Here is a 12,797-nt window from a genome sequence, read left to right on the forward strand (position 1 = left end):
CATGTCATCAGCATCCGATGCCATCAACCGCCGATCCCACCATCAGCTGATGCAAGAATCCGACGATGCCCTCATCACCTGACAAGATCACCGCACCGGCATCGCCGCCGGTATCCGCGTCCGCGTCGGTACGGGTCTCCGCGTCCGCGTCCGCGTCCGGCACCTGGAAGCTCGGCGACCTGGTGGTCAACCGCCTCGGCCTCGGCGCGATGCGTCTCCCCCAGAACGGCGCCGTCTTCGCCGACAACACCCCCAGCGACCGGGACCGAGCCCTGCGCGTCCTGCGCCGCGCCGTCGAACTCGGCGTGAACCACATCGACACGGCGGCCTTCTACTTCTCACGGCTGCGGTCCGCCAACGAGCTCATCAACAGCGCCCTCGCCCCGTACGCCGACGACCTGGTCATCACCACCAAGGTCGGCCCCGGCCGCGACCCCTCGGGCAACTGGGTGTGGGCCACTCCTGAGCAGCTGCGCGGGCAGGTCGAGGAGAATCTGCGCCAGCTCGGCCGCGACCACCTGGACGTGGTGAACCTGCGCCTCGCACAGAGCCAGGCCTCCGCCTCCGTGGCCGAGCACTTCGGCGCCCTTGCCGGACTCCGCGACGCCGGACTCATCCGCCACCTGGGCATCTCGAACACCACACCGGACCAACTCGCCGAGGCCCGGAGCATCGCCCCCGTGGTCTGCGTACAGAACGCGTACGGCATCGGCTCCCCGGCCGAGGACCACGCCTTCCTGCGCAGCTGCGGCGAACAGGGCATCGCCTTCGTCCCGTTCTTCGCCATCGTCGGCGACGGCCGCGAAGGGGGCGTCAGCGGCACCGAGCGGGAAGCGGTCCTCACCGTCGCCCGCGACCACGGCGCCACGCCCGCGCAGGTCCGGCTGGCCTGGACGCTGCACCAGGGGCCGCACGTGCTGGCCATCCCCGGCACCGGCAACCCGGACCACCTCGCCGAGAACGTGGCGGCGGGCGCCCTGCGGCTCACCGCCGACGACCTGACGCTCCTCGCGTCATGACCGGGTCGGGGAAGGTCCTGCGCTGGAACCTCTTCATCGGGGGCCACCTGAGCAGCTCCGTACCCGTACGCCTCGTCGAACGCACCGACACGGGCCAGCTGGTGTGGCTGGAGACCGGTACCCCGATGTGGCGTACGGAACTGCCTCGCGGGGCCCACCTCCGGGACATTCCGCCCGAGGAGCGGCCCGCCCAGGGGTATCCGGCGGTCGCCGACCGGTGGCCCCTGGGCAGCGCGCTCATCCACCAGCCGGCCGGCGCCGGCCACGCGGTGTTCTGGTTCTTCGGACGGCGGCGGAAGTTCCGCGGCTGGTACGTAAACCTGGAGCACCGGTCCCACCGCGGCAACGACATCGACGTCACCGACCACGAACTGGACATCACCGTCGCTCCGGACCGCAGCTGGCGTTGGAAGGACGAGCGGTCGTTCGCCGAAAAGACCGGCCACCCCGCCTATTGGTCCGCCGCCGAAGCCGCGTCGATCCGCGCCGAAGGCGAACGCGTGGCCCGGCTCGCGGAATCGGGCACCTTCCCCTTCGACGGCTCCTGGCGGGCGTTCAAGCCACCGTCCCACTGGACGACGCCACCCCTGCCCCCGGCCCCCGTACGCACGGTGCTCAGCCCTCCGACGCCGTAAGGCCTTCCCGAAAACGCATCTGATGACGCGTCGGCCGGAAGCCACCGGCGCGCTCACGGCTCTCGAACAGCGCGTACGAACGCCCGACGCCCCGTGAACGCATCAACCGCACCCGGAACCCATGGCCACCGTCGTTGCTAGCGGTCACAGCCCGTGATACACAGAGTAACCATGCATATGCAGGCAGATCCCGACACGAGCCGCAGGTCAGGGCGGCTCCCCCGGTCAAACGTGCGAGATCCGGGTAAAGAGACCCGGGAAGGCGTCGTGCGATGCCGGTTTCATCAGCGAAGATAGAGACCGACCCGTGTCGCACGGCGCGGGATGCGAACTACCCAACAGGGGCGGTGACTTACATGATCCTGGCAGCGGAAAAGGGCGATATCACCACCATCATCGGCGGAATCGCCCCGAACTGGGGGCCGTTCGGAACCCTGGGCAATGAGGCACGCATCATGATCGAGGTGGTGATGGCGGTCGCCATCCTGCTCTGCCTCGGCATCGCGATCTGGGGAGCGGCAAAACAGCGCATCGGCGCGACGGCGCTGCGCGACACCTTCAGCGCGGAACAGGGCAAGGGCCTGATCGTGGCGGGCCTGACCGGCGTCTTCATCATCGGTTCACTGGGCACGCTGTTCACCATCGTGTACGGCATGGCTGTCTGACCTCCCGTCAGTCCGCCGCCCTGCCCCAGGCCCGCCCTGTCCACCCCACACCATCCATCCGTCGCGCCCACCGGCAGAGGTTGCGTCCCCTGATGTCGAGTCACCACACCGCGCCCACGCGGAAACCAGCACCGCTACGGTCGTACTACGCGGAACAGCACACGGCTGAGGGGGCGTACGCGGCATGAGCCAGGGCGACGAACGCGGCTACGGAGGCAACGAGCCCGGTGGCCGTACGGACGATGCGTACAGCACCCTCGGCGGGACGCGCCAGACGCGCACACGCCTGCCGCGGGGCGGCGAGGACGACGGCTACGGCCGTCGCCCCGCCCGGAACTCCCGCTCGCTGATCATGGCGGTGGGTGTGGTGGTCCTGCTGATCGCGGCGATCGCGTTCGCGAACCAGGGCGGGGGCGACGGCTCGGACGGCGCCGCCGAGAAGAAGCCCGAAGCCGCCGGAGCGGGCCCCACCGCCGCCACGGGCACGAAGCCGGTCCAGGGCAAGAACGGCACGATCGCGGCCGGCTTCGCACACGACGAGCAGGGGGCGCAGAGCGCGGCGGCGAACTATGCGGTGGCGCTGGTCTCTGCCGAGATCCTCCAGCCCGATCGACGGCGCGAGATCGTGCGCCAGATCTTCGTCACGAACCGAGTAGGCGAGCTGGAGTCAAGGTTCGATCAGGCCTACGACAAAGCATTCCTCGACAAGGTCGGCCTTGACGAAGAGGGCAAAGCAGCCCCTGGAATGACCTACGTCTCCAGAACCGCCCCTGTCGGGACGAAGACGACCACCTATTCGGGCAGCTCCGCCACGGTGGAAGTCTGGTGTACAGGCGTTTTCGGTACTGCGGGTGTCAGCTCGACCAACCCCGTGAGCAACGACTGGTTCACCATGACGCTGACGCTCCAATGGGCAGACGGCGACTGGAAGGTCGACAGTTTCTCCCAGAAGGACGGTCCGGCACCCGTGAACACCGACCGCACAGCCTCCAATGCCGACGAGATCGCCAAGGCTGTCGAGGAGTACGGAGGGTTCACTTATGCCCGCTAGTTCTCGCCTGGCCCTCAAAGCCGGTGCTGTCTTCGCCGGCCTTCAGGCAACCCTGGTCATCCTGGCCACCCGTGCGTCAGCAGCACCCTCCCCAGCACCCAGTCCGTCCGATCAGGACAAGTGCGACCTCATCGTCGGCCCAGCCAAGGACTACTGCGAAGGCGAAGCCGGCGGGAGCGCCCGTACCACCCCCGCCGTAACAGACGACGCCCTGGACCCCCTCACCTCCCTCGCCCGAGGCTGCGCCGACGCCGCCGCCTACCTCGTCGGCAAGCTCAGCGAAGCCGTGGAGAGCACGGCGACCGTCGACTTCACCAACTCCACCTTCCGCACGCAGTACGCCGTCGTCTTCGCCGCGTCCACGATCCTCACCCTGGTCCTGTGGCTCTTCGCCGTGGCCAAGCGAGCCATCAGGGGCGTGCCGTTCACCACCGCCATCTCCGAAGCCATCGGCTTCCTCTGGCTCACGGTCCTGGCCTCCGCCTTCACCCCGCTCATCCTGTACGTCGTCGTCTCGGCCACCGACGGCGTCACCGAGGTCATCGCAGCGGCGACCGGCGGGCAGACGGACGTCTTCTTCGGGTCGTTCGCCGAGGCGCTCAAGAAGGGCACCGATATCGGCGGCGGGCCGATCATGCTGATCGTCGTCTCGCTCGTGTCCATCCTCGCCGCCGGCATCCTCTGGCTGGAGCTCGTGATCCGGGCCGCCCTGCTCTACGTGGGTGCCCTGCTCGGCGTCGTCGTGTACTCCGGACTCGTCGACAAGAACATGTGGGGCCATGTGCGCCGCTGGGCAGGCATCATGATCGCCGTGATCATGGTGAAGCCCGTGATCGTGATCGTGCTTGGGCTCGCCGGGGCGCTCTCCGCGGACGACGGGCCCAACGCCTTCTCCGCGGTCGTGTCCGGCCTCGCCATCATCCTGCTGGCCATCTTCGCCTCCGCCATGATCTACCGCTTCGTTCCCGGCTTCGGCGACGAGATCCAGGGTGCCCGCACCAACCGCAAGCAGGCCACCGACGGCTCCCAGGCCGCCGCCCTGATCAGCTCCCCGGCCGCCCTGGTCTCCCAGGGCATCAAGACCCACAGCGGTCGTGGCGGCGGCGGGGAAGGCGGCGGCGGTGCACGGCCCGCCAACCCGGCCAGCGGTGGCGTCGCCGCCCACAGCTCCCGCCCCTCCGGCGGGGGCGGCGCCCCCTCGCCCCGCAGCGCGTCCGGACCCACCTCCGGCACCCCCCACGGCAGCCGCTCCCCGCGAGCCGGCGGTTCAGGCAGCACAGGTAACACGAGCACAGGAGGTGGAGGGCGTTGACGACCCAGGCCCACACGATCGCGCCCCGCCGTACGTATCTCATCGGCCGCGCACGGCCGAACGCGATCGTCGGCAAGAACCGTGAGACGGGCGAGATCGCGCTGATCATCGCCGGGGCCTTCCTCGGCATGATGAGCGGCCTCCTCGTCCCGGCCCTCTCCCTGCGGATCGCCTCCCTCGTGGGCTTCCCGATGCTCGCCCTCGCCGTCGTGTACGTGCCCTACAAGGGCCGCACCTTCTACAAGTGGTTCGAGATCAACCGCAGCTTCAAGCGCACCCTGCGCCGAGGCACCGCGTACCGCTCCTCCGCCATGGAGGCCGGCGTCGGCGCCGACGGACGCGAGGTCGAGATCGGACCGCCCCCCGGCATCGGCCGGATCAGCTGGCTGGCCGCGCCGTTCGGGCCCGACGAGATCGCCGTACTCCTGCACGCCGACCGCCGCACCGTCACCGCCGCCATCGAGATCGAGGGACCCGGAGTCGGTCTGCGCGACAGCGAGGACCAGGAAGCCCTGGTCGACCGCTTCGGCACCCTCCTCAAGCACGTGGCCAACGGCGACGGCTTCGTGACGCGCCTCCAGATGCTGGCCCGCACCCTCCCCGCCGACCCCGACGCTCACGCCAAGGACGTCGCCCAGCGCGGCGACCGGTCCGCTCCCGGCTGGCTCCAGGACTCGTACGACCAGCTTCAGTCGATGGTCTCCACCTCCAGCGAGCAGCACCGCGCCTATCTCGTCGCCTGCATGCACTACAGCCGCGAGCTGGCAGCCGAGGCCAACGCCATGGCCCGGGCCATGCGCCCCCAGGGCGGCCGGAAGATCGACCGCGACGCGGGCCTCGCCGTCGTCATGGCGCGCGAGCTGACCGACATCTGCGCCCGTCTCGCCGAGGCCGACATCCGGGTCCGCCAGCCGCTCGGCCAGAGCCGGCTGGCCTCCCTCGTGCACTCGATGTACGACCCGGACCACCCCATCGACCACATCCAGGCGATGACGAAGCGCAACGCCTGGCCGGCCGAACTGGACGCCGTCGAGCCGACGTTCCTCCAGGCCAAGACCCGCGAGTCGACGACCCGCGCACCCTGGTGCCACTCCACGGCCTGGGTGAAGGAATGGCCGATGACCCCGGTCGGCGTCAACTTCCTCGCCCCGCTCCTGGTCCACACACCCGACGTCATCCGTACGGTCGCTGTCTGCATGGACCTCGAACCCACCGAGGTCGCCATCGAGCGGATGCTGACGGAGAAGACCAACGACGACGCCGAGGCGAGCCGTCAGGCCAAGATGAACCGCACGGTCGACCCCCGCGACATCGCCGCCCACGGCCGACTCGACCAGCGGGGTGAAGATCTCGCGAGCGGCGCGGCCGGGGTCAACCTGGTGGGGTACATCACCGTGTCGTCCCGGTCCCCCGAAGCCCTCGCCCGCGACAAGCGGACGATCCGGGCCTCGGCCGGCAAGTCGTATCTGAAGCTGGAGTGGTGCGACCGCGAGCACCACCGCGCCTTTGTGAACACCTTGCCGTTCGCCACCGGCATCCGACGCTAACGAGAGGGCAGTCACGCCATGCGAGATCCGCTGTCCGCGTTGTCGGATGCCTTCACCTCCTTCCTCTTCGGGAAGGTGGAGACGACCCGGCTCCCGGTGCGCACGTCGACGGGCCAGGCCCAGGCCGTCTACCTGCCGACCGCCGCCCCCGGTCTCGGCGACTCCGGCGTGATCATCGGGCGTGAGGTCTATTCGGGCAAGGGCTACATCTACGACCCCTTCCAGCTGTACGGCCAGCAGCTCCCCGCCCCGCACTGGCTGGTCCTCGGCGAGTCCGGCAACGGCAAGTCGGCGCTGGAGAAGACGTACGTGCTCCGCCAGCTCCGCTTCCGCGACCGCCAGGTCGTCGTCCTGGACGCCCAGGGCGAGGACGGCGTCGGCGAGTGGAACCTCATCGCCCAGGAGCTGGGCATCACGCCCATCCGCCTCGACCCGACAGCCGCGCTCAACGACGGGATCAGGCTCAACCCCCTGGACCCCTCGATCACCACGACCGGGCAGCTCGCCCTGCTCCGCACGATCATCGAAGTCGCCATGGGCCACGGCCTCGACGAGCGCTCCGGCTTCGCCCTCAAGGTCGCGCACGCGTACGTCAACGAGACCATCACCCAGCGCCAGCCGGTCCTGATGGACATCGTGGAACAACTGCGCCACCCGAAGCCCGAGTCCGCCGAGGCGATGAACGTCGACATAGACGACGTACGGGCCTGGGGCCTGGACGTCGCCCTCGTCCTGGACCGACTCGTCGACGGTGACCTCCGCGGCATGTTCGACGGCCCGACCACCATCGGCATCGACCTCGACGCCCCGCTGATCGTCTTCGACCTCTCGCACATCGACCGCAACTCCATCGCGATGCCGATCCTCATGGCGATCGTCGGCGTATGGCTGGAGCACACCTGGATCAGGCCCGACCGGAAGAAGCGCATCTTCCTGGTCGAAGAGGCCTGGCACATCATCAACTCGCCCTTCGTCGCCCAGCTCTTCCAGCGCCTGCTGAAGTTCGGACGACGGCTCGGGCTGTCCTTCGTGGCCGTCGTCCACCACCTCAGCGACGTCGTCGACGGGGCCGCGGCGAAGGAAGCGGCGGCCATCCTGAAGATGGCCTCGACCCGCACGATCTACGCCCAGAAAGCCGACGAGGCCAGAGCCACCGGCAAGGTCATCGGCCTGCCCAGGTGGGCGGTCGAGATCATCCCCACCCTGACCCCGGGCATCGCCGTATGGGACGTCAACGGCAACGTGCAGGTCGTCAAACACCTGATCACCGAGGCGGAACGCCCCCTCGTCTTCACCGACCGTGCAATGACCGAGGGTTCCGCGACGGACCTGCTCCCCGAGGACGTACGAGCCGCGGAGCTGGAGGCGGAGCAGAGAGCGGCACGGATCGAGCACCAGCAACGGCTGAACGAGTCGTCCGAGTCAACGGTGGCATGACATGGCACGCCAGGCACCATCCGATGCACGGCGCGGCAGCGAGGGCGGCATCCCGGACGGCCTGCTGATCGGCCTGCTGGCCTTCCTGTTCGGGCTGACGGTCATGGCCTGGACGGCCACCGGCCTGGCGGGGCTGTTCGCGCACGGGGCCTGGCCGGACGGTGTGACCTTCGCGCGCACCCCCCTGGCCCTCCGTGCCCTGGCCGGCGACCCGACCGACCTGCCGGGCGCCTGGCCCGACACCCCGCCGGGCGAGCTCTCCGGATACGGCCTGTTCTGGGGCCTGTTCATCGGCGAGACGATGGTGCTGCTGGTCCTGGCCGTGTTCGTGGCGGGCGTGGTCACCCGCTGGCGCCTCGTACGGAAGCGGAGGAACGCCCCCTCGGACCCGTACGAACCCGACAGGGAACTCCACCGGGAAGCCGTACGCACACCCAGGGACCCCCGGCCCGTCGAAGCCCACCCGACGCCCGCTCCCGTACCCGCCCCGGCCCCGGCCCCGGCCCCGGCAAAGGCGATCCCGGCGGATGCAACGCCCCTGGAAGCGCCCCTCCTGGCGGCACCCCGGGCCGAGGCGTCCACCCTCGTGACCGGACACGAGCAGGAGGCGGCGGCGCCCGTCGTCCCCACGCCCCGCGTCCCGCACGTCCTGTACGGCTCCTCCGCCACCCGCCGCCCCGCCGTCGTCCAGGCCATCCACGACGCCGAGGGCCCCGCGCTCGTCGTGACCTCCGACCCCAGCGTCTGGGCCGAGACGAAGGACGCCCGCAGCAAGCTCGGCCCCGTCCTCGTCTACGACCCCGGCCACCTCTGTGACACCCCCGGCCGCCTCCACTGGTCCCCCACCGCCGGCTGCGAGGACCCCGCCACGGCCGCGTCACGCGCCGCCGCGCTCCTCACCCCCGTACGCCCCCTCGCCAAGGCGGACGCGGCGATGGCCGACACCGCGCAGACCCTCCTGCAGTGCTGGCTGCACGCCGCGGCCGTGGACGGCCGCCCCTTCCGCCAGGTCCACCGCTGGGCCTCCGGATCCGGCGCCCATGAACCGGTACGCCTGCTGCGCACCCATCCCAAGGCCGCCTCCGGGCTCGCAGGACTGCTGGAGTCGGCGCTCACCGCCTATCCCGAACGCCGGGAGATCGCCCAGGAACTGACCGTGCGTGCCTTCGCGGCCCTCGCCTCGGTCCACATCCGCGAGGCCTGCACACCCCACCGAGCCGATGCGCTCGTACTGGAATCTTTTGCACGCGAAGGGGGAACGCTGTATGTGGTCGGTGAGCCCATCGAGGATCCCCGACACCACCCCGGTGCGATGCCCCTGCTCACCGCACTCGCCTCACACGTGGTCGAGCACGGCCGCCGCATGGCCGCACGGTCAACCGACGGTCGGCTCGACCCACCAATGACACTCGTCCTGGACGACGTCGCCGCGGTCGCTCCGCTTCCCCAGCTCCCGGAGCTGCTGTCGACGGGCCAGGACCAGGGAATGCCCGCACTCGTGCTGCTCCGCTCCGAGGAACAGGCACGCGCCCGCTGGCAGGAGCGCCTGCCGGCGGCCGGACGGCTCTGACCGGCGGCACGGTGACACTGCGGGGCTCGAAGCGATCACATCCGCGTCCCGGATGCCCCGCGGCGGACTTCGCAGTCCTCCGCCGGTGCCCTCCAGAGGCCCAGGCTGGTGACGAAGGACGAGAAGGCAGGTGCCACGACCCGCCATTCGCACACCTGGGAGTTCGTCCAGAAGTCACTACCGACGACCCGTGGGTCGGAAGGATCGGTGCGGTAGTCGAGCGCCAAGGCACCGTCGTCGCCAGGACGACGAGTGATGGCGATCAGAACCGCCTGATCGGCATCGAGCCACGGCAGGTCGAGCGGGGCTTCCGCCCGGCTGCCGCGTCCCACAGCGAAGTAGCCGGAGTGCGGATCGTCGGCGAACATGTCCAGCGACCGGGACGCGAACTCCATCTGCTCCGGGTCCCTCACAAAGGCAAGCGGGTCCTCGAACCATGGGATGACCTCCCTCAACGCCGAATCGCCCGGGTGTCGCCAGAGGTCACGTCCGATGAGGGACGTCAGTCGAGCGGGCAGAGCGAGTCCACGGACTGCCGAAGGTTCCATGGCACAACCTTCGCACGACAGGACGACACCGCCACGGCCTGCCGACTCCCCCGGCGACGACGAGCTCTAGCGGCGGAGCTCGAACTCCAGGTCCAGGGAGGGCGGGTCGCTCTCCACCGGGAGCGTAGCTCCGGTGGGGACGAAACCGATCCGGCGGTAGGACGCCGCGGCGGGCGCGTTGGCCTCGTGGACGTAGAGCCGCACCCGTTCCACCGGCGGACCGCCCAGCGACCACGACCACTCGATCGCCTCCCGGAACAGCGCGTCCACGACCCCACGCCCCCGGTGCCCCGGCCTGACGTACACCCCCACCAGGTGGGTCTAATCGGCCTCGGCCGCCTCCCCGAAGCCCGGCACTCCCGCCTGCCGCTCGACGAGCACCGACACGGTCCCCGCCCACTCGCCGTCGGCCGCCTCCGCGATGAACTGACAGACGTGCTCACCCTTGGCGGCCTGCGCCGTCCTGTCCTGCCAGAACGCGTCAGGCTTGGCCACGGAGCTCTCGTAGGTCTCCCGGAAGGCCAGGTGCGCCATCGGGTCCCCCAGGGCCTCCAGCCGGATCTCCTTGGCCCGCAGCCACTCATCCGCCCGCACCGCCCGTACAGCATAGTCCATCCGCAGATCGTGCCCGTGCGGGCAGTGCCTCGGCAAACGAGATACGCCTGCCCGTCAGCCGTCCAGCGCCAGGGCGTTCTTGGCGTGCGCCACGGAGTCCTCGGCTGCGGGGCCACCGGGGTTCTCGGTGGCCAGCGACTGGTTCAGGGCGACGAAGGGACGCATCCGCTCCTCGTAGCGGGCGTAGGCGGCCGTGTGGTCGCCGGAGGCCTGGGCCAGGCAGCCGGCCAGGACATGGGCACCCACGAGCGCCAGGCTGGTGCCCTGCCCCGAGAGCGGCGAAGGACAGTATCCGGCGTCACCGAGCAGCGTCACCCGGCCCTGCGACCAGCGGTCCATCCGGATCTGCGCCATGGCGTCGCAGTAGAAGTCAGTGGCGTTACGGGCCGCCTCGGCCAGCCGCGGCCCCTCCCACCGCAGCGCCGCGAGCCGCTCCGTGATGGTGCGGCGGAGGGCGTCGGCATCCCGGGGCAGCGGGCCGGACTCGAATCCGAACGCCACCCTCAGCTCCGCGTTGTCGCGGACGGACATGATGCCGAAGCCGACGTCACCGTCGCGCAGCCACACCTGCCAGTCCTCCAGGGCGAGGAAGTTGTCCGCGCTGAACACCGAAAGATAGCTGCCGAGATGGTGCGCGAAGCGCTCCTCGGGACCGAACGCCAGGCGTCGTACCGTCGAGTGCAGGCCGTCCGCCCCGACGACGAGGTCGAAGGTGCGGGACGGCGCGTGGGCGAAGTCCACCCGCACACCGGTGGCGCCCTCGTCTAGTGCGGTGATCGTGTCCCCGAAGAGGTACTCGACGTCCCCCCGCGTGCACTCGAAGACCATCCGCACCAGGTCCTCGCGCAGCAGCTCGATGTCGTCGCTGTCCAGCCGGCCGCTGCTGAGGGCCATCTCCGTGGAGCGCTCGGTCTCCTTCCCCTCGGGATCCAGGACCGACATGCCGCGCATGCGGGTACGCACCCGCCGCGCCTCCGCGAGCAGGCCCATCCGCTCGACCACGTCGAGCGCGACACCCCGGACGTCCACGGCCTGCCCGCCGGGCCTCACCCCCGGTCCCCGCTCGACGACCGTGACCTCGAAGCCGTGGCGGTGCAGCCAGTAAGCCAGAGCGGGTCCGGCGATACCGCCACCGGATATGAGAACAGTGCGCATCAGAATCTCCCCTCGTACGATGTGCTCAACCGAACGTACGGCGTACGCATCGCAGCCGCCACCAGGTGATTTCCTCGTCTGCACTAGGACAGTTCACGCGCGGACGGAGTCGTCGCCGGTACCGGCTGCACTAGTACAGGCAGAGAAGGAGAGACCGCGTGACGCACGCCACAGAGGGCTCAGGGCAGCCGCCGTACCTCCGCATCGCGGCCGAGATCCGCCGACGCGTCGAGCAGGGCGAACTGGGCCCGGGGGAACGCGTCCCCTCGACCCGCCACATCGCCAGGGAGTGGGGCGTCGCACTCGCCACCGCCACGAAAGCCCTGACGCAGCTCCGGCTGGAAGGCATCGTCGAGACGAAGCCGCGGGCCGGCACCGTCGTCGCTACTCCCACCACCCCGACTCGCGGGAAGCGGCCCGCCACGCCCACCACCACGCCTCCCGGCCCATCCGCCGAGCCGGACCTGTCACTGGAACGGATCGTGCGCACCGCAGTCGACATCGCCGACGCCGAAGGGCTCTCCGCGCTCTCCATGCGCGGCATCGCCGCCCGGCTCGGTGTGGCCGCCATGTCGCCCTACCGGTACGTGACCGGCAAGGACGAACTCATCCTGCTCATGGCGGACGCCGCGTTCGGCGAACAGTTCTACCCCGCCACGGCTCCGGACGGCTGGCGCGCCCGCCTGGAGCTCGGTGCGCGCACGCTGTGGACCCTGCACCGACGGCACCCCTGGCTCGCCCAGCTCTCGTCCCTCACCCGCCCCCTGCTCCTCCCCAACCTGATGGTCCACGGCGAATGGTCGCTCAGCGCCCTCGACGGCCACGGCCTCGACACCACCACGCTGTTCGACATCCACGTGCTGCTCTACAGCCACGTACAAGGGCTGGCCGTCCACCTGGAACGAGAGGCACACGCCGCGGCGACCACCGGCCAGGACGAGGACCAGTGGATGGACAGCCGCGGCGACGCCCTCCGGAGCCTGGTCGAATCGGGCCGCTTCCCGACCTTCGCGAAGGTGGTCTCCTCCTTCGACGACGGCTACGACCTCCACCTCGACACCCTCTTCGAGCTCGGCCTCAAGGCCCTCCTCGACGGCCTGGCCCCCGTCATCGAGGGAAGGCCCCCCGCGTAGTCCTCACAGGCCTGTAAACGCAGAAAAGCCCCGTGCCACAAGGGCACGGGGCTAGTCCGTAATATTTGTTCGGCGGCGTCCTACTCTCCCACAGGGTCCCCCCTGCAGTA

Annotated in this window: 11 protein-coding genes and 1 pseudogene; 9 read left to right on the forward strand and 3 right to left on the reverse strand. The window is 70.0% G+C overall.

Going from position 1 to position 12,797, the window contains the following annotated elements:
* The first annotated feature begins 65 nt into the window (after positions 1 to 65).
* From ACWCQM_RS35690 to ACWCQM_RS35725, 8 genes are all read left to right on the forward strand, one after another.
* Complete coding sequence (locus tag ACWCQM_RS35690; protein ID WP_450919222.1) at positions 66 to 1,019, forward strand: oxidoreductase; 954 nt, start codon at positions 66 to 68, stop codon at positions 1,017 to 1,019.
* Positions 1,016 to 1,654, forward strand: coding sequence for a DUF402 domain-containing protein (locus tag ACWCQM_RS35695; RefSeq protein WP_450919223.1), 639 nt, complete (start codon positions 1,016 to 1,018; stop codon positions 1,652 to 1,654). Before ACWCQM_RS35690 ends, ACWCQM_RS35695 begins: the two co-directional genes overlap by 4 nt.
* Before the next feature lie 356 nt (positions 1,655 to 2,010).
* Positions 2,011 to 2,319, forward strand: a complete 309-nt coding sequence (locus ACWCQM_RS35700) for a hypothetical protein (protein ID WP_014047394.1) — start codon at positions 2,011 to 2,013, stop codon at positions 2,317 to 2,319.
* 184 nt (positions 2,320 to 2,503) lie between these two features.
* The gene (locus ACWCQM_RS35705) at positions 2,504 to 3,370 is read left to right on the forward strand and encodes a hypothetical protein (protein WP_450919224.1); all 867 of its coding nucleotides are present in this window, start codon (positions 2,504 to 2,506) and stop codon (positions 3,368 to 3,370) included.
* Positions 3,360 to 4,682, forward strand: a complete 1,323-nt coding sequence (locus tag ACWCQM_RS35710; protein WP_450919225.1) for a hypothetical protein — start codon at positions 3,360 to 3,362, stop codon at positions 4,680 to 4,682. The genes ACWCQM_RS35705 and ACWCQM_RS35710 overlap by 11 nt, the downstream gene beginning before the upstream one ends.
* Positions 4,679 to 6,229, forward strand: a complete 1,551-nt coding sequence (locus tag ACWCQM_RS35715; RefSeq protein WP_450919226.1) for an SCO6880 family protein — start codon at positions 4,679 to 4,681, stop codon at positions 6,227 to 6,229. The genes ACWCQM_RS35710 and ACWCQM_RS35715 overlap by 4 nt, the downstream gene beginning before the upstream one ends.
* 18 nt (positions 6,230 to 6,247) lie before the next feature.
* Positions 6,248 to 7,666, forward strand: a complete 1,419-nt coding sequence (locus ACWCQM_RS35720; protein WP_450919227.1) for an ATP-binding protein — start codon at positions 6,248 to 6,250, stop codon at positions 7,664 to 7,666.
* Position 7,667: 1 nt separating this feature from the next.
* A complete protein-coding gene (locus ACWCQM_RS35725; protein WP_450919228.1) occupies positions 7,668 to 9,236 on the forward strand; it encodes a type VI secretion protein in 1,569 nt (522 codons plus the stop codon).
* A gap of 35 nt (positions 9,237 to 9,271) precedes the next feature.
* Here ACWCQM_RS35725 and ACWCQM_RS35730 read toward each other — a convergent pair whose 3' ends face one another.
* The 3 genes and pseudogenes from ACWCQM_RS35730 to ACWCQM_RS35740 all read right to left on the reverse strand — a co-directional run bounded on the left by ACWCQM_RS35730 (position 9,272) and on the right by ACWCQM_RS35740 (position 11,554).
* A complete protein-coding gene (locus ACWCQM_RS35730; protein WP_450919229.1) occupies positions 9,272 to 9,631 on the reverse strand; it encodes a hypothetical protein in 360 nt (119 codons plus the stop codon).
* 219 nt (positions 9,632 to 9,850) lie between these two features.
* Positions 9,851 to 10,399 (reverse strand): annotated as a pseudogene (locus tag ACWCQM_RS35735) (GNAT family N-acetyltransferase).
* A gap of 54 nt (positions 10,400 to 10,453) precedes the next feature.
* The gene (locus ACWCQM_RS35740) at positions 10,454 to 11,554 is read right to left on the reverse strand and encodes an FAD-dependent monooxygenase (RefSeq protein ID WP_450919230.1); all 1,101 of its coding nucleotides are present in this window, start codon (positions 11,552 to 11,554) and stop codon (positions 10,454 to 10,456) included.
* Between the two features lie 158 nt (positions 11,555 to 11,712).
* On the opposite strand from ACWCQM_RS35740, the gene ACWCQM_RS35745 reads away from it, so the two are divergent.
* Positions 11,713 to 12,687 carry a TetR/AcrR family transcriptional regulator C-terminal domain-containing protein gene (locus ACWCQM_RS35745; RefSeq protein ID WP_450919231.1) on the forward strand — a complete coding sequence of 325 codons (975 nt, stop codon included), beginning with the start codon at positions 11,713 to 11,715 and terminating at the stop codon, positions 12,685 to 12,687.
* Positions 12,688 to 12,797: the final 110 nt, after the last annotated feature.

It is taken from the genome of Streptomyces sp. NPDC002125 (genome assembly GCF_053593715.1).